22 protein-coding genes are annotated in these 20,650 nt (G+C 36.2%); 6 read left to right on the top strand and 16 right to left on the bottom strand.

Translation table 11 applies throughout. The features are described 5' to 3' along the window. Positions 1-151: 151 nt before the first annotated feature. Positions 152-1,054, bottom strand: a complete 903-nt coding sequence (locus tag MKX82_RS23085; RefSeq protein ID WP_341080408.1) for a DMT family transporter — start codon at positions 1,052-1,054, stop codon at positions 152-154. 99 nt (positions 1,055-1,153) lie between these two features. Next, positions 1,154-2,062 (bottom strand): DMT family transporter, encoded by a 909-nt coding sequence (locus MKX82_RS23080; protein ID WP_341080406.1) that lies wholly within the window; start codon positions 2,060-2,062, stop codon positions 1,154-1,156. 124 nt (positions 2,063-2,186) lie between these two features. Here MKX82_RS23080 and MKX82_RS23075 point away from each other — a divergent pair, with 124 nt between their 5' ends. Further along, complete coding sequence (locus MKX82_RS23075) at positions 2,187-3,068, top strand: LysR family transcriptional regulator (RefSeq protein ID WP_233315578.1); 882 nt, start codon at positions 2,187-2,189, stop codon at positions 3,066-3,068. Positions 3,069-3,127: 59 nt separating this feature from the next. Here MKX82_RS23075 and MKX82_RS23070 read toward each other — a convergent pair whose 3' ends face one another. The 6 genes from MKX82_RS23070 to MKX82_RS23045 form a co-directional block, all read right to left on the bottom strand. Beyond that, entirely contained in the window at positions 3,128-4,123 is a 996-nt protein-coding gene (locus MKX82_RS23070; RefSeq protein ID WP_445738868.1) for a glycosyl hydrolase family 18 protein, read from the bottom strand. Positions 4,124-4,486: 363 nt separating this feature from the next. Beyond that, positions 4,487-4,933, bottom strand: a complete 447-nt coding sequence (locus MKX82_RS23065) for a GNAT family N-acetyltransferase (RefSeq protein WP_341080401.1) — start codon at positions 4,931-4,933, stop codon at positions 4,487-4,489. Between the two features lie 75 nt (positions 4,934-5,008). Continuing rightward, complete coding sequence (locus MKX82_RS23060) at positions 5,009-5,386, bottom strand: VOC family protein (protein WP_341080399.1); 378 nt, start codon at positions 5,384-5,386, stop codon at positions 5,009-5,011. A 155-nt stretch (positions 5,387-5,541) separates the two neighbouring features. Further along, positions 5,542-6,507 carry a DUF4097 family beta strand repeat-containing protein gene (locus tag MKX82_RS23055; RefSeq protein WP_341080397.1) on the bottom strand — a complete coding sequence of 322 codons (966 nt, stop codon included), beginning with the start codon at positions 6,505-6,507 and terminating at the stop codon, positions 5,542-5,544. Continuing rightward, positions 6,508-7,107: a DUF1700 domain-containing protein gene (locus MKX82_RS23050; RefSeq protein WP_341080396.1), complete on the bottom strand. Its 600-nt coding sequence runs from the start codon at positions 7,105-7,107 to the stop codon at positions 6,508-6,510. It lies immediately after the preceding gene. Continuing rightward, positions 7,100-7,420: a PadR family transcriptional regulator gene (locus MKX82_RS23045; RefSeq protein ID WP_233315584.1), complete on the bottom strand. Its 321-nt coding sequence runs from the start codon at positions 7,418-7,420 to the stop codon at positions 7,100-7,102. The genes MKX82_RS23050 and MKX82_RS23045 overlap by 8 nt, the downstream gene beginning before the upstream one ends. Positions 7,421-7,691: 271 nt before the next feature. Here MKX82_RS23045 and MKX82_RS23040 point away from each other — a divergent pair, with 271 nt between their 5' ends. Further along, the gene (locus tag MKX82_RS23040) at positions 7,692-8,159 is read left to right on the top strand and encodes a flavodoxin domain-containing protein (RefSeq protein ID WP_233315585.1); all 468 of its coding nucleotides are present in this window, start codon (positions 7,692-7,694) and stop codon (positions 8,157-8,159) included. After that, a complete protein-coding gene (locus MKX82_RS23035; protein WP_341080393.1) occupies positions 8,149-9,033 on the top strand; it encodes a hypothetical protein in 885 nt (294 codons plus the stop codon). The genes MKX82_RS23040 and MKX82_RS23035 overlap by 11 nt, the downstream gene beginning before the upstream one ends. Positions 9,034-9,108: 75 nt before the next feature. Here MKX82_RS23035 and MKX82_RS23030 read toward each other — a convergent pair whose 3' ends face one another. The 7 genes from MKX82_RS23030 to MKX82_RS23000 form a co-directional block, all read right to left on the bottom strand. After that, positions 9,109-10,851, bottom strand: a complete 1,743-nt coding sequence (locus MKX82_RS23030) for an ABC transporter ATP-binding protein (RefSeq protein WP_445738867.1) — start codon at positions 10,849-10,851, stop codon at positions 9,109-9,111. Between the two features lie 85 nt (positions 10,852-10,936). Continuing rightward, positions 10,937-12,694, bottom strand: a complete 1,758-nt coding sequence (locus MKX82_RS23025; RefSeq protein WP_341080392.1) for an ABC transporter ATP-binding protein — start codon at positions 12,692-12,694, stop codon at positions 10,937-10,939. A 288-nt stretch (positions 12,695-12,982) separates the two neighbouring features. Beyond that, a complete protein-coding gene (cls, locus tag MKX82_RS23020; RefSeq protein WP_237943996.1) occupies positions 12,983-14,434 on the bottom strand; it encodes a cardiolipin synthase in 1,452 nt (483 codons plus the stop codon). A gap of 198 nt (positions 14,435-14,632) precedes the next feature. Then, positions 14,633-15,136, bottom strand: a complete 504-nt coding sequence (locus MKX82_RS23015) for a MarR family winged helix-turn-helix transcriptional regulator (RefSeq protein ID WP_341080390.1) — start codon at positions 15,134-15,136, stop codon at positions 14,633-14,635. A gap of 312 nt (positions 15,137-15,448) precedes the next feature. Beyond that, positions 15,449-16,120: an NAD(P)H-dependent oxidoreductase gene (locus MKX82_RS23010; protein WP_233315590.1), complete on the bottom strand. Its 672-nt coding sequence runs from the start codon at positions 16,118-16,120 to the stop codon at positions 15,449-15,451. Positions 16,121-16,221: 101 nt separating this feature from the next. After that, positions 16,222-16,515, bottom strand: coding sequence for an HPr family phosphocarrier protein (locus MKX82_RS23005; protein WP_233315591.1), 294 nt, complete (start codon positions 16,513-16,515; stop codon positions 16,222-16,224). 344 nt (positions 16,516-16,859) lie between these two features. After that, on the bottom strand, positions 16,860-17,045 hold the full coding sequence (locus tag MKX82_RS23000) for a hypothetical protein (protein ID WP_341080387.1): 186 nt from the start codon (positions 17,043-17,045) through the stop codon (positions 16,860-16,862). A 311-nt stretch (positions 17,046-17,356) separates the two neighbouring features. On the opposite strand from MKX82_RS23000, the gene MKX82_RS22995 reads away from it, so the two are divergent. Beyond that, positions 17,357-18,103, top strand: a complete 747-nt coding sequence (locus tag MKX82_RS22995) for an SDR family oxidoreductase (RefSeq protein ID WP_341080385.1) — start codon at positions 17,357-17,359, stop codon at positions 18,101-18,103. A 190-nt stretch (positions 18,104-18,293) separates the two neighbouring features. Here MKX82_RS22995 and MKX82_RS22990 read toward each other — a convergent pair whose 3' ends face one another. Then, positions 18,294-18,548, bottom strand: a complete 255-nt coding sequence (locus MKX82_RS22990; protein ID WP_237943991.1) for an HPr family phosphocarrier protein — start codon at positions 18,546-18,548, stop codon at positions 18,294-18,296. Between the two features lie 318 nt (positions 18,549-18,866). Here MKX82_RS22990 and MKX82_RS22985 point away from each other — a divergent pair, with 318 nt between their 5' ends. Then, on the top strand, positions 18,867-19,277 hold the full coding sequence (locus tag MKX82_RS22985) for a MerR family transcriptional regulator (protein ID WP_233315596.1): 411 nt from the start codon (positions 18,867-18,869) through the stop codon (positions 19,275-19,277). 196 nt (positions 19,278-19,473) lie between these two features. Further along, positions 19,474-20,649 (top strand): MFS transporter, encoded by a 1,176-nt coding sequence (locus MKX82_RS22980; protein WP_445738866.1) that lies wholly within the window; start codon positions 19,474-19,476, stop codon positions 20,647-20,649. Position 20,650 lies beyond the last annotated feature (1 nt).

Raw genomic sequence — 20,650 nt, 5'->3', positions numbered from 1 at the left:
AAAATAACAAATTTCTTGGTTTTAATCCTTCGCAGCTTATGTAATATTCCACATTTTGTATTTTTTAATAGATTTTAATAAAATTTATAGTTTGCCGGCAAAAAATCAAAGAGCCTTTTACACACAAAAGGCTCTTTTCATGGAGATAAATTTATCCTTCTATTTGAGTTTTCACTCGTCTTGGTTTCAGCTTAATATTCACAAAACAGATACTGATGATGATACAGATAAGTCCAAGCACAAGCTTGAAAGTAATCGATTCATTTAAAACGATAGAGCTGCAAAAAATCGCAATCAGCGGGATGAGAAAGGTGTAGGAACCTACTTTGCTTGCTTCTCCAGTGCCTACTAGGGTGAAGTAAGCAAGCCACCCAAAGGCGATGACAAAGATGGAAATGAACAGCAAATTAGCAATAAACGGCATTTGCCACTCAATACTTGACCAGCTTTCTATGCTTGAACCTACACCTAACAGGAAAAGCCCTCCAATGAGGAGCTGCATTGTGACCATCCATATAGAATCAACAGAACTGCCTGTCTTCTTAACAAATACAGTTCCTAATCCCCAGCCAATTGCTGAACCAAGCGCAAGTAGAATACCAAGCATAGAGATATCACCTGTTAACCCGCCAGTACTGATAATGGCAACACCAGCAAAGCCAAGTATCAAGCCGATGATTTTCCACCCGTACATAGACTCTCCAAGCCAAATCCATGAGAATATTCCCAGTAGAACTGGTTCAATAAAGACGATGCTTGAAAATAATCCAGCTGGCATATAGCCTAAGCCTACTGTTTGAAATCCGTAAAATATGATGATGTTTAATATTGCAGAAATTACGTATAAGTGCCATGTTTCTTTAAATCTTAATTGCTTTATTCTTGGCAATGCAAACACAAGCAATATCAATCCTCCAAGTACTGTTCTAATTCCTGCAAACAGCAATGGAGGTGTGTAGCTAAGCGCCATTTTAGATAACGGCCAGTTGACTCCCCAGACAATAACGAGAAAAGTCAGAAGCAATACTGTTCTTGTTCGAGATATTTTATTCATCGGTTTAACCTCTCCCCTATGTTTAAAAGCAGTATTTCTACCATGAAAAGAGTATCTCAAACGTGTTCAGACTACAAATAATACGCTCTATTGTGATTTTTACACAGGCTGTTTTGTCTTTAGTTCAACTTGCTGCTTCCTTTTTGCTTTTCCTATCTTATCTGTATTCATACTTGCGGTCAACACGCCACAAAGCACAAGTAATGCCCCTACATATCCTTGCAGGCCGATATTTTCCTGGAGAAAAACAAAGGCAAACACGGCTGCAAAAATCGGCTCCAGCGCAAATAAAAACCCTGTCATTTCAGGTGTAGTATACTTTTGCGCAATCGGCTGCATTACAAATCCATATGCAGAACAAATCAGCGCTAAACCGAGAATTGCCAACCAATCCATCCCCGCTTGAGGCAGCGTGAGATTATCAAATAGGAATATCCCGCTAATCGCAGCATAAATGGCCGCAAAACCAAGCTGATACACACCGAGCTTTAATGGATCTGCTACCTTTATAAAGCGGTTTGTCACGATAATATGCACTGCATAAAAAAGTGCTCCAGCTAAACAGTAGAGAGCTCCAGCTGACAAGGCAAAGTCATCGCCTAATGACAGAAGCGAAAGTCCGATAGACACAATGATAACTCCTAAAGTAATCTTTGTACTTGGCCATTTCCGATTAATAATTGCTTGCAAAACAGGAACTAAAATCACTGTTGTGCTAGTCAGGAAACCTGCAGTGGATGCGGTGGTGCTTTTCATTCCAATTGAAAGAAACATAAAAATTCCTAATAAAAGCAATCCTGTAATCATACTATATTTCAATGTCTTCCTATCTATTGGAAAAATCCGTTTTGAAAACAATAAAGCCATTACGATAAATGCAATCCCAAATCGCAGGGACACCATTGTCATAGGTGATACGGTATCAGCCAAAAGCTTCATAAAAATATATGAAGTTCCCCATCCCATCGAGACAGTAGCTAAAATCAAATTTGCCTTTTTTTGTGTCATAGTGCCTAAGCCCTTCCCTCTACTTATATTCTTCTGGATTTATATTAGCAACTGTATTTACATTAGTAAAACGAATATTTATAATTTAACCATTAGAAACCCTAATGCTTTAGGAGGGATGGAAATGAATCCATATTACGCCTTTATCAAAGCGATTGAAACAGGCAGTTTTACGAAAGCTGCCGAACAGCTTGGCTATACGCAATCAGCCGTCAGTCAAATGATACATACACTTGAAAAAGAGCTTTCATCTACGTTAATCATACGATCTCGAACAGGGATAACACTGACCCCTGACGGAGAAGAACTTCTCCCATTCATCAGGAAAATATATAATTCTCATCGAGAGCTGATTGAGAGACGAAAAGAAATGGAAGGTCTTGAAAGCGGGCTTATACGGATTGGCACCTTTTCGAGTGTCTCCAGCCAGTGGCTACCAAGACTAATGAAGGATTTTAAAGAGAAGTATCCAGCTGTTCATTTTGAACTGCATCAAGGAGATTATACGGACATCGCCAATTGGATTAAAGAAGGAAGTGTCGATTTTGGCTTTGTAAATCCATATGGAATAACAAATCTGACAATAATCAGATTACAAGCTGATGATATGCTTGCTGTCTTGCCAGTAGATCATCCATTGGCAAGCCTTGATCGTATTCCCCTCCACAGCTTGACCGAAGATCCCTTCATTCTGTTAGAGGAAGGTGAAGTCAGTGAAGCTTTGACTACTTTTGAGCAACACCGTTTTGAACCAAATATTCACTACCACGTACATGATGACTATACGATTATGTCCATGATAGAACAGGGACTTGGCATTTCTATTTTGCCTGGTCTTGTGCTCCAAAGATGCCCTTACCGCATCAGCACAAAACCACTCATCCCTTCTGTTGTACGCACCATCAGCCTTGCATACAAAGACAAACGAGTACTGCCGATTGCCTGCAGGCATTTTATTGATTTTGTATTAGAGAGATATCGGGAGCCTAAAGTCATTAAAAAATAGAATTAAAAACAGAGACAATTTGAAGAATTGTCTCTGTTTTAGTTCATAGAATAGTAAACTTATTTAATCCCTTGCTGAATCGCTTTCCAAAAGCTTGTTGATTCATGGCCAAGTGCATAGACTGATACACCGCCAAGTTTATATTTTTTTACGAGTTTTGTTTTCTTCTCAATGGTTGATACATTTTCATACCAGACAACATGCTTTTGCTTCTGATTATCATTATAAGTAAAAAATACAGACGCTGTCACTTTATCATATGTAGGTTTTACTTTATGTTTTTTCAAAAGCTCCTGAATATAATCCCACTGCACTAGTTTATTTTGTGCAGAGTCATCCAGATTCCAATCATATCCATACGCTGGAATCCCCATAAGTATTTTCTTTGATTTTATATTTTTTATTGAATAGTCCAATGTATCCTGTAACCAATCTCTACTTGCTATAGAGCCAGAATCTCCCCAAGAACCATGTTCATCATACGTCATCACTTGAACATAATCGGCATATTTGCCAATTTGTTTGTAATCATACGGCCAAGTCCAATCATTCTTCTTATCATCGGATGATTTTGCCGGCACAGATACCATTGTTTTCACTTTTTCTTTATGCAGAGCGGAGGAGGCTGCTTTAATAAGATTAGAATAGTTTGAACGATCAATTGGGTTAATTGCTTCAAAATCGATATTAACTCCGCTATATCCATTTTCCTTCGATAAGCTTATCAGTTGTTTTATAAATCTATTCTTTGCTTCCTTATCCGTCATAACTATATGTGCTAACTCTGCATCAAAATCAGTTTCCCCAAAGTTAGAAATAACTGCATATGTTTTTATCTGCTTCTTTTTTGCATACCCCAGTTCATTTTCTGGTGTCGCTCCTACTATATAGCCATTTTCATTAAATGAAAAAGTATCTGTCGCTATCGTGTTTATATATTTATGAAAGGATGTCAGTGATTTATAAGAATCATTATCTCCAGTTGTATAGCCAAGGATCATTTCCTTATCTCCGTTAGCTTTAGCATTATTATAAATATAGGCACTAGCCACCATTGCTGAAACAGCGAAAATAATTATAAATATCCACGGTTTTTTCAAGTTTTTTCCTCCATTACTGCTTACATTATCCGAATAGTAATATTTTACCGTAAGATGTTAGGTTGGGGCTTATATGAAAGTAAAAAAAGAGGTTTTATCCATTTACATATCCTAATAGTTAAAGGTCATCAGGAAATTCTGATGACCTTTAACTATTAAAATATCCAATTATAGCATGGTTTTTCTGTTTTATTAATATCTCCAAATAAAGGAAGATGTGTTAGCATTTTCGCTAGAGCGACAGCGCGAATGGAAATTATCAGAAATACAGAGACCAATCATTTCAGCTAGTCGGATTACTATAGAAAATATTAGCTGTTAAACTGTCCATTCATATTGAATATCAGGTAGATTCTCTTCATTTTCATGTCCTCTGCCAATGATCCTAAAACCATTCTTCTCATAAAAACGTTGTGCGTTTACATTAACTTCAAATGTATATAATGATAATTTCCCACTGGATTGTTCTTTTGCCTTGTCTAATAATGTTTGACCTATCCCGATTCCTTGATAGTCCAGATGGATATAAAGCTGGCTTATTTCCCTATCATTATAGGCAATCATTCCAACGATTTTGTCATCGGCAATCGCCAATTCTATTTTATATTTGTCAGGCAATATATCATTTAAAAAGGTAATATGGTTTTCCATACTATGAACTTCTTTTTGACCAATAGCTTTTTCCTTGCTGTCTCTCCACATCTTGACCGTCTGGTCAGCATACATAGGATGGTAAGGGCTTATGATGTAGTTGTGTCGGGCCATACTACGATACCTCTTCTCTCCGTTTCTATTTCCTCTTCCCATATTGTTTTTTGAGGAGATACTTATTTTAACGAGTTATTTTTCCATTACTGCAAAATAGTTTTCTTCATTATCTGCAAAGTTAAATACTCGGCCAGATGGCATATTTACAATCTCGCCAACTGTTATTTTTTTGTTTACTAACTCACTGTATAATTGATCAAGATTGTCTGTGAAAAACATTAAAGATGGTGTAGCAAGATTTAATCCTGGCGACATTTTAGCAACGAATTCTTTATTATGCAAAATGATGCTCGTTTCCGCTCCTTCTTTTGGAGCAATTTCAATCCATCTCATTCCTTGATTGTTGTTTTCTTCAGAGATTACAGCAAACCCTAATTTTTCTGTCCAGAAGTTCACTGCCTCATCTTGGTTATGAACATATAACATAATTTGACCGACACTACTAAACATTTACCTTTCACTCCTTTTAAAAGACTGTGTTTATAAACTAATATTCTTTTTTATAGAGTGAAAATCCTTCATTAACCTTTCCTGATAAAAAGGCTTCCCAACTCTGGAAAGCCCCAATACGTTACCGTATAAATTTATTTGGTGTTACCCTTTCTTTATTCCAAAGTAATCTCAACATCACCATCATTTGATTGAACGGTTAGCGTATCCTCTCCATTTACGGATTTAGACGCTTTGGAGACTATTTCTGTTCCATTAATAGTAATATCACCAAAATCATTGTCGATATCATAACTCAATTCTGATTCCTTGTTTGCTAATGCCAAGTTAATATCGCCAAATTTAGAATCTATGATTGATTGACCTAATAATTTACCTTTTATGTTGATATCACCGTCTTTACTTTCGAGCTTAATGTCATGACTTGTAAAATCGCTTAAGTTAGTATCGCCAAACTGGTTAATCACACTTGCATTTTCTGTAATATCAATTTTACTCAACTCGGCATCTCCATCATTTATTTGGATAGCTAATTGGGCTGCTTCAACATTCGAAGCGGTAATATCTCCAAATTTGTTTTCAATCGCTAATTTATTTGATTTAACATTCTTTATTACGACATCACTATCATTAGATGCAATCTTAAAATTATTTGTAGTCACTCCATTAATGTTTGTATCTCCAAATTTACTAACAATATAAACGTCGTCAAACTCTGTACTTTCAGGAATATAAACTTTGATCTTCGTTTGTTGGATGGCCCCAGAGAAATTCATACTAAATGTAATTGCTGGAAAAGCTGTTTTATCGTTAATAATTAGTGTGTTATTTTTAATTTGATGGGTTATTTCACTGCCTTCCATTCTGTGTATTTCCAGTTTGTACTCATTAGAAGGAATTATCTCAATATCAGCATCAGCCAGATCAACTTCAAGATTTTTAAATTCATTTAGTACCCATTCCTCATGCTTTCTATCTTCTGGTCCAACTGCTTTTAAGCCAGTTTCTGTTTTTATAATCGATAATTTTGCACCAGAGAAAAAGCCAATAGCAGCAAGAAGGATGCCGAGCACAATTAATCCGCTGGCAATTATCGTAATCCGTCTTACAGGTTGTTTCATTTATATTTCCTCCTTGCGTTTCATGCTAAATGTATCGAGCAGTTTTTTTAGTAATTTAACAATACTCGCGCTTACCTTTTTGGAGAATTGGACAAATGGTGAAAATAAGAGTAAGCCTATTCCCAATGCAATAATGCCTATTCCTATAAAGAAAATAGCTGTTTGCCAATCTTGCAGAATAACTGCAGCGCCAGAAATAATGCTGAATAGGCCACAAATAGGTAAGCCTATGATAAAAATGAAAAAAGTAAGAATGGTAACACCGCATACTAAAATTAATGTTACTGCTAAGCAAATGATGAATAGTGCCAATGGCAAAGCTATGGGAGAAGCTACAGTAGCCAGGATGATAAACCAAATGGCGGAGAAATTCTTCTTGGTAGTGTTTTTATGAGTATCCAAGTCCTTAGTGGCATAATCTGCAAGAATTTGGGATGCAACAAATGCTGGAGAACCTAAGCTAGCAATCACTGCTTGGGAATTTTCTGCGCCAGCCTCCTCAAAATATTGATGATAATATTCTATTGCCTCATTTACCTCCTCATCTGGCAATTTCTTAATCTTCGATCGGAGCTTTTTTAAATACTCTTCTTTAGTCATCTTTTATACCTCCTAATAGGACAGAATCAATTTTTTGCTTATGCTCCAACCATTCTTGAATAAGTTCTTGGTACTTTTCAATCCCACTATCTGTAATTCGGTAATATCGCCGATTTCTGCCTTGATATGGTTGATCATATGTTGTTAAGTAATCTTTCTTTTGAAGCCTGCGCAGTACAGGATAAAGTGTTGATTCGGAAATATCCATAATCTCACGCACTTGCTGTGTAAGGGAATAACCATATGCATCACTCTTAGCCAAGACTGCAAGAACACAGGCATCAAGTAACGAGGAACCAAGCTGAAAAGACATTTAAATGGAACACCTCCCATGTTCGTTTATAATATTATACGGCGTATAGTATTAGGATAATCATATTATACGGCGTATAATATAAGAACGTCAAGAACCATTTCTGGATTTTTCTGGATAAATAGTAATCAATCGTTTCCTTTCTGCCACAATTGTAAAATTCATTCCCCTCTTGTCATAAAATGAATTATTTATTATGTTGACAATGATAATCATTATCACTTATAGTTAATAACAAATGAAAATTATTCTCATTTAAGAGGTGGACAGAATGAAAGTATTAATTGGATATGTAAGTTTGACGAGCAATACAGAGGATATAACTACTGTTATTAAAAATAAATTAGAATCTTTAAATTGTGACATAGACGTAGAGGAATTAGATTTAATTCCTCTTGAAAATTTATCATCATATGATCTCGTTCTTTTCGGAAGCTATACTTGGGGAGATGGGGATTTACCATACGAACTGGAGGATATGTATGATGAGCTATGTGAAATGGATTTACATGGAATGTCCTTCGGTATTTTTGGCTCTGGAGATACTTTTTATCCTGCCTTCTGTCAAGCTGTAGATACTTTGGCAGACAAAGTTAAAGAAAGAGGCGGAGAAGTATTTACCACTAGATTAAAAATCGAATTTAGTCCTGATAGTGAGGAGGAAATACAGGAATGTGAGCAATTTGCTCTTGGTGCATATGAATGGGTAAAGGAAAAGGACACTAGTCATGCACGCTAATGGAGCGACCGCTGTTGTCTCCCCTGCCCCACATGAATTTTTAGTCTCCATTAAGGGGCATGGAATCTTTTCGTATAAACATAATAAATCGAAGCTAATGATTCCATTACAAGAATCCATTTACCAGCTGAAAAGAATTGGTGAGTATATTATGGGAGTTGGTGACAAAGGCAGATATATTAAGCTTCATTTGAAAACCGGAAGATGGCGCACCTCTTCCTTCCCAACTAGTCAACGCCTGTGGAATATCGTCGGCAATGACAGCGGCTTAGTTATTACACATGCTGGCACACAATTACTAGTATCCTATGATTTCGGACAAAAATGGAATGTGATTTCGCTTTTTAAAGAACTATCCGTTAGACCAGTTATTCGCTCCTTAACATTATTTGCTGATGAAATATACATTGGAACACAAATACATAAACAAAATGGCGGTCTGTGGAAATATTCGTTATCTACCAAGGTGCTAGAAGCTTTACTTTATGAACAAGAAAAAATGGTGTCATCCATTCACGTAGATTCCACTTACCTATGGATGACAACTGGCGCATGCCAGACAAATAAAGGTACCATCTCTTTTCGAAAACATGGGGAAACCATCTGGCATTCTCTTACTTCTCAAATAGAAGAGCGTGCTTTTTTACATATGGTTCATGCTGATGATAATATATATGTTTGTTCCAGCAAGGACGAATATGGCTATTCCCGAATCTATCAATACGATTTTTCGCACATGAGTTTAGTGCCAGTTGAAACGATAAAAGGTCATTGTTTTTCGGCAGCTGTAAGTGCAGGAGACTTATTTTTAGCTGGTGGAGAGGAGTGCAAGTGGATACAAGAAAGCTTCAAGGCAAAGAAGGTACTTCATTAATTTGGAGTTAAAGACAAAAAAGTCTATAGAATATATATCTATAGACTTTTACTAATTAATATTTTTGTAATCTTTTTAAGATGCCTCTTCAAATTGGCTATTATATAGTTCTGCATAGAAGCCGTCTTGGCTGATTAATTCTTGATGGTTACCAGCTTCGATAATATCGCCATCTTTCATTACTAAAATCAAATCGGCATTTTTTATCGTAGACAATCTGTGCGCGATAACAAAGGATGTTTTTCCTTCCGTTAGTTTATCCATTGCTTGCTGGATAAGCACCTCTGTGCGCGTATCGACTGAGCTTGTTGCTTCATCGAGAATAAGTAATGGCGCCATTTTCACCATAGCCCGGGCAATGGTAATCAGCTGCTTTTGTCCTGCAGATAAACTTGACTTGTCATTTAAAATCGTATCATATTTATCAGGCAATGTTTTAATAAAGTGATCTAGCCCTACTGCTTTGAAGGCTGCTTCTACCTCTTGATTTGATACATCATCCCTTGAATAAACAATATTATCGCGAATAGACCCCTCAAACACCCATGTATCTTGAAGCACCATACAGAACAGATCATGCAAACACTCTCTTGTCATTTGATTAGTCGAAATGCCGTCAATCGTGATTTCTCCGCCATTTAATTCATAAAATCGCATCAGTAAGTTGATTAGCGTTGTTTTTCCCGCACCTGTTGGCCCTACAATAGCAACTTTTTGCCCTGCTGCCACCTTTACAGAAAAATCCTTAATAATTAACTTATCTTCGTCATAACCAAATTGCACATGCTTAAATTCTACATCGCCATTAACATTTTCTAACTTTTCTAATTTGTTGCTTTCTTTCGCAAGCTCTTCTTCTCCTAAAAATTCAAAGACTCTTCCACTCGCTGCCGCTGTAGACTGTAAATTAGTGGCTGCTTGGGCCAGCTGTTGAAGCGGTTGTGTAAATAGCCGAATATAAAGCATAAATGCAACAATTACACCAAAGGAGATCGTGCCATTTACTGCAAGGGCAGCCCCAACAATACAAACGACTACATATCCAAAGTTTCCGATGAACATCATGAGTGGCATCATAAGACCTGACATGAATTGCGATTTCCATGCACTATCATATAATCTTGTGTTAATGACAGAAAAATCATTCTGCGCTTGTTTTTCGCCATTATATGCCTTTACCACATTATGCCCTGAATAAGTCTCCTCAATATGACCATTGAGCTTACCTAGGTCTGCTTGCTGCTGTGCAAAGTAGGTTTGAGATTTTGATATGATAAAGACCATCAATACAAACCCAACTACGGTTGAAAGCACAGCTGAAATTGCCATAATCCAGTTTGTGTAAAACATCATAATTAATGATCCTACAAACATAGTAATGGCTGTAATTAAACCACTGATGCTTTGGTTCATCGTTTGACCGACCATATCTACATCATTAGTTACTCGGCTTAACACATCTCCTGTTGTAGTCGTATCAAAATACTTCAAGGGAAGACGATTTATTTTCTCGGAAATATCATGTCTTAATTGCTTAGAAACTCTTTGTGTAACAGTCGCCATAATATAGCCTTGGATATAGTTGAAAATGAATCCTACGCCATACAAAAACACAAGTAAAATAGCAACATCGAAAACAGCGTCCATATCAATACTGCCCACTAAACCTTCTGTGATAAGATCTGTCATCTTGCTTAGCTGATTAGGGCCAACGATACTAAAGATGGCAGCCGCCATAGCAAGAATTAAGGCAATAATTATTGCTGGGAAGTAAGCCTTCGAATACGAGGCAAGCTCATTTAGGCTTTTTATATTCATGCCTTTTTGCGTGCTCTGAATGTTAGCATCTTTTGGTTGTTTATCTGGTTCCATGTTTGTATGCTCTTGACCAGCTTGACTTTTTTCATCCAATTTCAAGCTCCTCCTTTGACAATTGTGAATAAGCAATTTCTTGGTATACATCACATGTCTGCATTAATTCATCGTGTCTGCCAATTCCTACTATTTTGCCTTCATCTAGGACAAGAATGCGATCCGCGTCTTTGATTGTACCGATTCTCTGCGCAATAATAATGGAAGTAGCATCCTTAATTTCCTGCTTTAACTTAGAACGGAGGACACGGTCTGTTTTATAATCTAAAGCAGAAAAGGAATCATCGAATAGATAAATTTCAGGCAATTTATAGATGGCACGTGCAATGGATAGTCTTTGCTTCTGACCACCTGAGAGATTGGTACCACCTTGTGAAATAGCTGCCTCGTATTGCTGATCCATTTTTTCAATAAAGTCTTTTCCTTGCGCTATCTCTACGGCTCTCTTTATTTCGCTTTCAGCTTTTATGCTTTTGTCTGCTTCACCAAAAGCAATATTGGAAGAAACGGACCCGCTGAACATAACCGCCTTTTGGGATACATAGCCTAATTTATCTCTTAACGATTCTAAATTATATTCTTTGACATTAAGACCATCCACAAGAATTTCGCCTTCTGTTGCTTCCATAAAACGAGGAATCAAGTTAACAAGGGTACTCTTTCCGCTGCCTGTAGAACCGATAATAGCAAGCGTTTCTCCCTTAGACGCTTTGAAACTTACATTCTGTAAAACATATTCAGATGCCCCAGGGTATTTAAAGCTGACATTTCGAAATTCAATTTCTGCTTCTGTAGTTCCTTCTGTTGCTGTTCCATCCTTAATGCTGACTTCCGTATCGAGAACTTCATTTATCCTCTTTGCAGAAACAGCTGCACGAGGCAGCAAAACAAAAGTAATGGAAACCATCATAAATGCCATAATTATCTGCATCGCATAAGAAGAAAATACGACCATATCAGAGAATATCGTCAGTTTATTTGTCATTGGCGCATCATTTATTAATACGGCGCCAATCCAATAAATCGCAAGACTGATTCCGGACATAATAAGCGAAATAGTCGGCATTAATATGGCCATTGTTCTCGTTGTAAACAGGTTTGTGTCTGTTAAATCGTTGTTCGCTTTTTCAAATTTACTTTGATGGAACTTAGTAGAATTGTAGGCATGAACAACACGTATTCCCGTTAAATTTTCTCTTGTAACCATGTTTAAATTATCTGTTAATGTTTGAATAACTTTGAATTTAGGTAATGCGATTAAAACTATGATAGCAATTAACACCAATAGTACGAACACAGCGACTCCAGTCGCGGCAGTCCACTGCCAAGATTTCCCCATAATCTTCAAAATAGCCCAAACCGCTAGTATCGGGGCTTTCAAAACAACTTGCAACCCAAGTATGATGAGCATTTGAACCTGCATAATATCATTTGTGGAACGTGTAATTAAACTTGCCGTAGAAAAACTAGAAAGCTCCTGCATCGAGAAGGATAAGGTTTTATCAAACACCATTCCCCTTAATCTGTTTGAAAATCTCGCTGCTACTTTTGCGGCAAAATACACAGTGATGATGGAAGCGGCCATACTTCCCACCGCACACAGCAGCATAAATCCGCCTTGGGAAAGAACATCACTAATTTCACTTCCTTCTGTTTGAACAAGCCTAGTAATTTCCGACATATAATCCGGAAGCTTCAGATCAAGCCAGACTTGCATAACAATGAATACTAACGCACATGTAATTAACAGCCAATCTTTTCTTTGAAAGTGGCTAAATATTTTTAACATTGCTGAAACCCTCCCTTTGCATAAAACCTGCTCCTTTTGTCCATTTCAAAGTCTTGTTAGGTGTTAGTTCATTTCTGATTCCGAACCTTTTAATGCTTCAACATAATGTGCTTTTTCACCTGCCAAAACACAAGTAAATTTTTTACAGTAGTAACAATTTGCAAACTACATCGCACAGGATATATCGTATAATATGCATCTTATACGATATAATTTCGATTGTCAATTTTTAATAAAAGGATGTATTTTCATTAAAAAAACGGAAACTCTTCCGTTTCCGTTTCCATCTTATAAAATAGGCGCTAAAAGCCTTGATATAGCTTCTTTAAATTTTATGCTTAGTGGTCTTTCCTCATATCTTTCTATTGTTAAGTGGGAGCAGTTTTTTATATCCTCATGAAAGATATGTGCAAGCTCGTCTGCAATAGCTTTGTCATATACAGTTGCATTAACTTCGAAATTCAACTTAAAGCTTCTATTATCTATATTGGTCGTTCCAACAGACGATGTCTTTTGATCGACTACAATTGTCTTAGCATGCAAGAAGCCTTTCTCATACAAATAGATTTTAGCTCCATATGATAACAGTTCACCTGCAAATGCCCATGTGGCCCAATACACAAAGGGATGATCAGGCTTATTCGGAATCATAATACGCAAATCCACACCAGATAAAAGGGCCATTTTACATGCGTCCATAAAACTCGCATCTGGAATAAAATACGGTGTCTGGATATAGATACTTTTCTTCGCAGACATAATAAGTCTTACATACATATTTTTTAAATGCTCTGTTTTTGAGTTTGGGCCGCTTGAAACAATTTGAACAGGACTGTTTCCGTTATGCTCCCCTTTTGTAAAGGAGAAATCCTCTCCAGCTACTTGCTCAGCTTTACTTGAATAAACCCAATCCAAGATAAATCTCGCCTGCACGTGATTAACCGCATTACCCGTAATTTTTAAGTGAGTGTCACGCCAATACCCAAACTTTTTTTTCATGCCCATATACTCATCACCAACATTAAATCCGCCTATATAAGCAATATTTCCGTCAATAATACAAAGCTTTCGATGGTTGCGATTGTTAATACGAAAGTTAATTAATCTTAGAAAAGAAGGGAAAAAAACTTCGACCTCTCCGCCATTCTTAATAATCTCTTGATAAAAAGAGGGTGATATTTTCTTCGAACCAATTGCATCAAAAAGCAAACGCACTTTAACTCCTTCCTTCGCTTTTTGAACTAATAAATCTCTTAGTTGTTTACCAAGATTATCAGGTTGAATAATATAGTATTGTATATTCACTTCTTCTTTTGCCTTCTTGATATCCTCAAAAAGTGAAGCAAATTTTTCCTGCCCAGTGGTAAAGATATTAATTTCATTATCAGTAGTTAAGAATGCATTAGAAGAGTTTAAATTCATATTAATTAAATCCGAATATTGATCCAGCATTTCATTATGCGAATAATGTTCTTTTACCGCTTCTAGCTCCCTATTAACAGCCATCTCAAAATCACTTTTTTCAAAATCAGTTAACTTATAAAAATTCTCTTTTCTCACTTGGCGGCCTAAGAAAATATAAATAAGAAAACCTACGACCGGAACAGTAAACAGTATTAATAACCAAGCCCATGTATAGCCAACATCCCTTCTTTCGAAAAAGATAACAGCAATACCAAGCGCTATATTTATAAAAGAAATTAACGAAATTAACAGCGTTATTATGTTGCTTGTTTCCATATATTCAGTATTATCCTTTCTCCTGCAATAATCATTAAAAGTTATCCATACAAAAAAACGCTATTCATGATGAAAAGCGATTATTTTAAGTATATTGCTACTTGTAAACTTATATGTATGAGGCTTGAATGCTAATTCACCTAAAGTCTTTCATCATGCCCACTACAAGTATTGTTAATAAAACATTACAATAGAAAATTATTGTTTATTTTCATGAGTAGGAAATAGCATTACATCAAAGGACTCATTATAGTTCATTCCTTCTGATGTCATTTTTTCTTTTACGGCTCCGACGAGCAGCTGCATTCCCTTCATAACGATTTCTTGTTCTTCGGCATTAAGCTGACTCAGCGCACCGGTTATCATTTCATTTAAATGGGTGTAATCCTTTTTGTTTATTCCATCTTCTGCACCCTTCGTTAATGTGATAACCACTGAGCGTTTATCTTTAGGATTGGGAGTTTTCTCAAGTATGCCTTTTCCGATAAGTCTTTCCACTATATCAGAAACAGAACTTTGGGTCATTTTCAAATTATGAGTTAATTGCTTAATATTTGAAGTTTTATTTGTCATTACTTCCGCAATAACCCTAATCTGCGGCACTGTAAATCCATAGCCCTCAGCTTCCTTCTGCATACTTTTTGCTATAAACCGCTGTAAAAAATCGATCGACTCTCGAAGATAATCAGCTCTTTCTAACATTTTTTCAATCCTCTCATTAACATCAGTTACGATACATCGTGTTAGATATATTTATTAAAATACATCTTACATGATGGATTTATTAATGTCAATTGCCTATCTATGGTATAACTCTTTTAAGCACATAGTATTACTTGTTTTTTTTATAATGAGAAATATAGCCAAATTTACTACTACTATTTGTTTAATTTACGCTTCAGCGTTTCCCCAAGTTTTATCTCATATTTCCCCCTTATTCTTTGTGTATATGCAAAAAATAAGTCCATGCAGCCCAAACAATCGCTGCACAGACTTCTTAGTATCGTTTATCCATTAGTCTATCCACTGTACTACATCTTCCATAGCTCGGCGTGTTTTCGGACGGTCTGGATTTTCTGCGCGATAGCCAAAAGCAACCATAGCAGATACCGCAAGCTTGCCATTCTCCAACAAACCTTTTTCCTCCAGAAGCTGATTCACTTTTTCAGGACTAAAGCCTTCAATTGGACAAGAATCAATTCCGATTTGTGCCGCTGCTGTCATCATATTGCCAAGGGCGATATATGTTTGCTTGCTAGCCCAGTCAAACAATGCTCTATCGCTTTCCAACAGCTTCATGCCCTCTTGAAAACTTTTGTACGCAGACTTCATCTTTTCAATTATATCTTCCGGTATGTGCTTCACGTTTTTTTGCAGTTGCCATACATACTCAGAATCGTATCTTGCATCTGTCCGTGCAAGAATGATAACAAAATGACTAGCAGTCGGAAGCTGACCTTGCGCTCCCCATGCAACCTCCTTCAATCGCTCACGAAACTCCTTATTTTGCACGATAAGAAATTTCCATGGTTCATAACCAACAGAGCTTGGAGATAAACGACCAGTTTCTAGGATAAATGAAAAGTCCTCTTTAGAAATTTTCTTCGTAGGGTCAAATACCTTTGTAGCATGACGAAAGTTAAATGCATCTAAGATTTCCTGCTTTTTTGTTTCGTAATTACTCATGTTCGATTCATCTCCTTCTTACTGGATTTATCCAGTTGAATATGGATATTGTATCGGTTTTACATGCCACAAACAAAAAATTTGCTCTATGACTTCTTCCCTTAACAAGCATTAAACTTCTTATAATTGTCTCCAAGCCCTTTATCACCTAAAAGAAAACCTTTAAGAAAATACAATGCCTTTTGTTCATCCGTTCCTTTAGCAATAATCGTTATTTCCTGTCCCTTTTTCACGTTCAAATCCATAATTTCCATTATCTCCATACTGCTTGTAACGTCCTTATATGTAATGGTAATTTCACTTGCAAAAGACGATGCAATCGTAACGAAATCAACAGTGTTCTTAGCAGACTGAAGTCCTCTTGGAAGACTAACTATAACTCTACTTATCAACATAATCTTCATCCTTATACATTTAATTAGTTTTATATCCGTTTACAAAAGAATTAAACTCAAGATTCATCTTAACTACAGAAAATAAAGGGCAACTTATATTAATATCATAATCCTAACGTATTACTAAAGTAAATAAAGGCAACTAGTCTGAATTAGACAAGTGTCTTGCTTAAATTTACTATTCTTGCAGGAATATATGGTGAATTAAATCCAATAGAAGGATAGTTTGACAGAAATATTTGGAACATCTACGGCTGATCCATGTATCACAATTAAGTTGCATACATGTTGAAACTTTTCCTTAAGCAGTTGATAAAATGCTGGATTATTTTCGATTAAAATGATTACTGTGTCCTTATTTCTTCTTTCGATAACCTTTCGGTGAAAACGCCTGTTCCTGGGCCATATTCAATAATGTATTTTGTATCCTTAAAATGGATTGCTTCTATCATTTTATTACTGAGAAATTGCGAACTGGGCTGGACTGCCCGAACCGTCTTTGGATTGATTAAATATTGATAAAGAAACAAACTTTTTTTTCATATAACTGCTCCTCTTCATTGTTGATTTATAGATAAAATATAAATGCTAATCCTGAAGGGAAACTCCATAAAAACCTTAAGAATTCTTAGGATTAATTTCTCTTTTTATGCCTTTAGTCCAACATTCTCTGCTAATTTATTACGAATATCCCCATTATTTATTACTTATTTCATCCTATTTTATTGAAGGTATTATCTTCTCAAAAGTGAGATAGTTTAAAAGTTTTTCAAGCTTCCCCCTTGCATTAGAGTTAACTCTATCCTTTAAACTCTACCTAAATGTAAAGGAGGAATGAAACATGGCAGTGGAAAACAAAGTAGTTATCATAACTGGAGCATCTTCTGGAATCGGTGAAGCAACGGCAAAATTATTGGCCAGAAAAGGCGCTAAACTTGTTCTAGGAGCGCGCCGTGAAGACAAATTGAAGGCTTTGACTGAAGTTATTCAAAAGGCTGGCGGACAAGCGACATATCGTGTTACAGATGTAGTTAACCCTGATGATAATCATCAGCTTGTTCAATTGGCTAAAGATACTTTTGGTGGTGTTGATGTTATATTCTTAAATGCTGGATTAATGCCGAATTCACCGCTTTCTGCATTAAAAACGAACGAGTGGAACAGCATGATTGATGTTAATATTAAAGGTGTTTTAAATGGGATTGCAGCAGTATTGCCGTCATTTACAGCGCAGAAGTCCGGGCATATTATTACTACTTCATCGGTTGCCGGACTAAAAGCTTATCCAGGTGGTGCAGTATATGGTGCAACAAAGTGGGCTGTTCGTGACTTAATGGAAGTATTGCGCATGGAGTCTGCCCAAGAAGGCACAAATATCCGTACAGCCACTATTTATCCAGCAGCAGTCAATACGGAATTATTGGATACGATTACGGACGAGAATATTTCAAAAGGCATGACGGCAACGTACGAGCAATATGGTATATCACCAGATCGTGTTGCTAATGTTGTAGCGTTTGCTATTGACCAGCCTGAGGATACGAATGTTAATGAGTTTACAATTGGACCAACTAAACAACCTTGGTAATAAGAAAAAGAGGGGTACCAATTCATTGGTTATTCCCCTTTTCTTTATGATTAACTTCAGCTGTATTTTCTGAATAGGAAAACTTCGTCGTCATGGACAGATGTGATATGAATCATCGGAATAACGTTCTTGGTAGTGAGTCTTTTTTGCAGATTGGTCATAGAAAATTCCAAGTAAATACTAAATATTTCTACTTATTAAATAGGAATTTTTTTAATGTATGGATGGCGTCCTTCTCATCTGGTCCATCGACTAACAAGGTGATTTCATCACCAGTGTTTACATTTAAGTCCATTACCTTCATAATTTCTTTTCCATTTGAAGCTTTACCATTCTTAGTTAGAAACACATCACTACTAAAAGAACGGGCTTTAGCAACAAATATCGTCGTATTTCTTGCTTGCAGTCCCCGGATCAGTCTTACCGTTTCCTTTGTTACCAACATGATAATCACCTTCCTATTAGAAATTCAGTTAACTGTTTTGGATATAAAATAACACCTAATAAAAAGCAGTTAACTTTCATGTTAATAATTTAGTTTAAACACAAAACAAATTACACTATATTCCTAGTTAAAACTTTTACTAGCAAATATGATAAACCTTAAAGTTAACTCTAAGTCAAGTGAATTATCCATTTTTATGATAATTTACAATATTTTTAAAATCAGCTTTGACAATCAGTAAAAAACCATGATAGAATTGGCCTCGCGTCCTAGAGTTAACTCTAAATCTATATTTATAGAAGAATAAGGAGTGAAACAATGAACACATACTCTATTAGTGAAGTAGCGAAAGAATTAAACCTTACCACCTATACGCTCCGTTATTATGACAAAGAAGGCCTTTTGCCTTTTGTAGAACGAACAACTAATGGAACAAGATTGTTTAAAGAGTCGGATATTGGCGCATTAAGGATCATTGAATGTCTGAAATCTACTGGGATGCCTATAAAGGAAATTAAAAGTTTCATTGATTGGTGTCAGGATGGAGATGCTACCCTCCAGCAGAGATATGACATGTTTTTAGAACGGAAAGCCGCTGTTGAAGCACAGCTGGCAGAAATAAATAAAACGATGGAAATTATTAAACATAAATGCGACTATTATAAGACTGCCTTAGAGGCAGGCACAGAAGATATTCATAAAACTGAAAAAATTGGCAGTTTAAATTAACATAGAGCCATCTAACCTACAACCAGTAGGTTAGATGGCTCTTTTTATTAAATGCCCCTCCCTCCAAATAAAAAAAACAATTTTTTTTCAAAAATACTTCTTGAACTAGAGTTAACTCTAACCTTTATACTTACAAAAAACTTGTCATCGCGTAATACCTTTGCTGCACCGGTAAAATGAAGAATTTTATGGAGGGATTTTTTTGTATAATAAAAAATTATTAATATTCATCTTAACTATAGGAGTTTTTGGCATCTTAAATACCGAAATGGGGGTTATCGGGTTATTGCCCTCGATTGCTGAACAATTTAATGTCAGTGTATCAACTGCCGGCTTGCTGGTGAGTCTGTTTGCACTTGCGATTGCTATTTCTGGTCCAATAATGCCGTTATTGTTTTCAGGGATAAATCGAAAAACAGTCATGTTAATTGTTTTAGGCATGTTTGTGCTAGGGAATATTGTGTCTGTATTTACTACTAATTTTACTGTTTTATTATTAACACGAGTCGTTCTAGGTTTTTTTCATCCTATTTATTGTTCGATGGCTTTTACAGTTGCTGCTTCCTCTGTTAGTAAAGAAGAAGCTCCAAAAGCTGTTTCTAAAGTATTTATTGGCGTATCTGCGGGTATGGTAGCCGGTGTGCCAATCGCAAGTTTTATTGATAGTGTCCTATCTTATGAAATGGCGATGGCATTCTTTGCTGTTGTTACTGTTATAGTCTTTATTGCGACATTCATTTTTGTCCCTTCTATGCCTGTCGAAGTAAAACAATCTTACGGTGCACAGCTGTCTGTCTTAAAGAAATCAATAATCTGGATTTCTATTGTGACAGTTATTTTATTAAATGCATCTGTATTTGGAGTTTACAGCTACTTCACGGAATATTTGAAGACAGTAACGAATATGTCTCCAAATACAATAACTTTAACGCTGTTTATTTTTGGCGGGGCCAATATGATTGGTAATATTGTCGCAGGAAAGCTGCTTACGCAAAACCCGATTAAATCTGTAGTATATTTCCCTCTACTATTAATTGCTGTTTACATCCTCTTATTCTTCACAGGACAGTATCCGCTGCCAATGGCAATGCTTACTTTCATTTGGGGAATTTTAGCAGGGGGAATAATGGCGAATATTAATCAATATTTAATTACGTCTTCAGCCCCTGAAGCACCTGATTTTGCTAACGGACTCTTTATCTCTTCTTGTAACGTTGGGACAACTGTCGGGTCAGCTGCAGGCGGACTTTTAATAGCATCAATGGGTACGCAATATGTTGTATTAGTTGGAATTCTTTCATTAGTGTTAAGTTTAGTAACTATTGTACTTAGAAACTATATGATGACTCCTGTACATCAAGTGTCAAGATAAA

The organism is Niallia sp. FSL R7-0271, from assembly GCF_038005785.1.
Classification (GTDB): Bacteria; Bacillota; Bacilli; order Bacillales; family Cytobacillaceae; genus Niallia.
The sequence above is the reverse complement of the archived record's forward strand: the minus strand, read 5'-3'. Positions and strand labels throughout refer to the sequence as shown.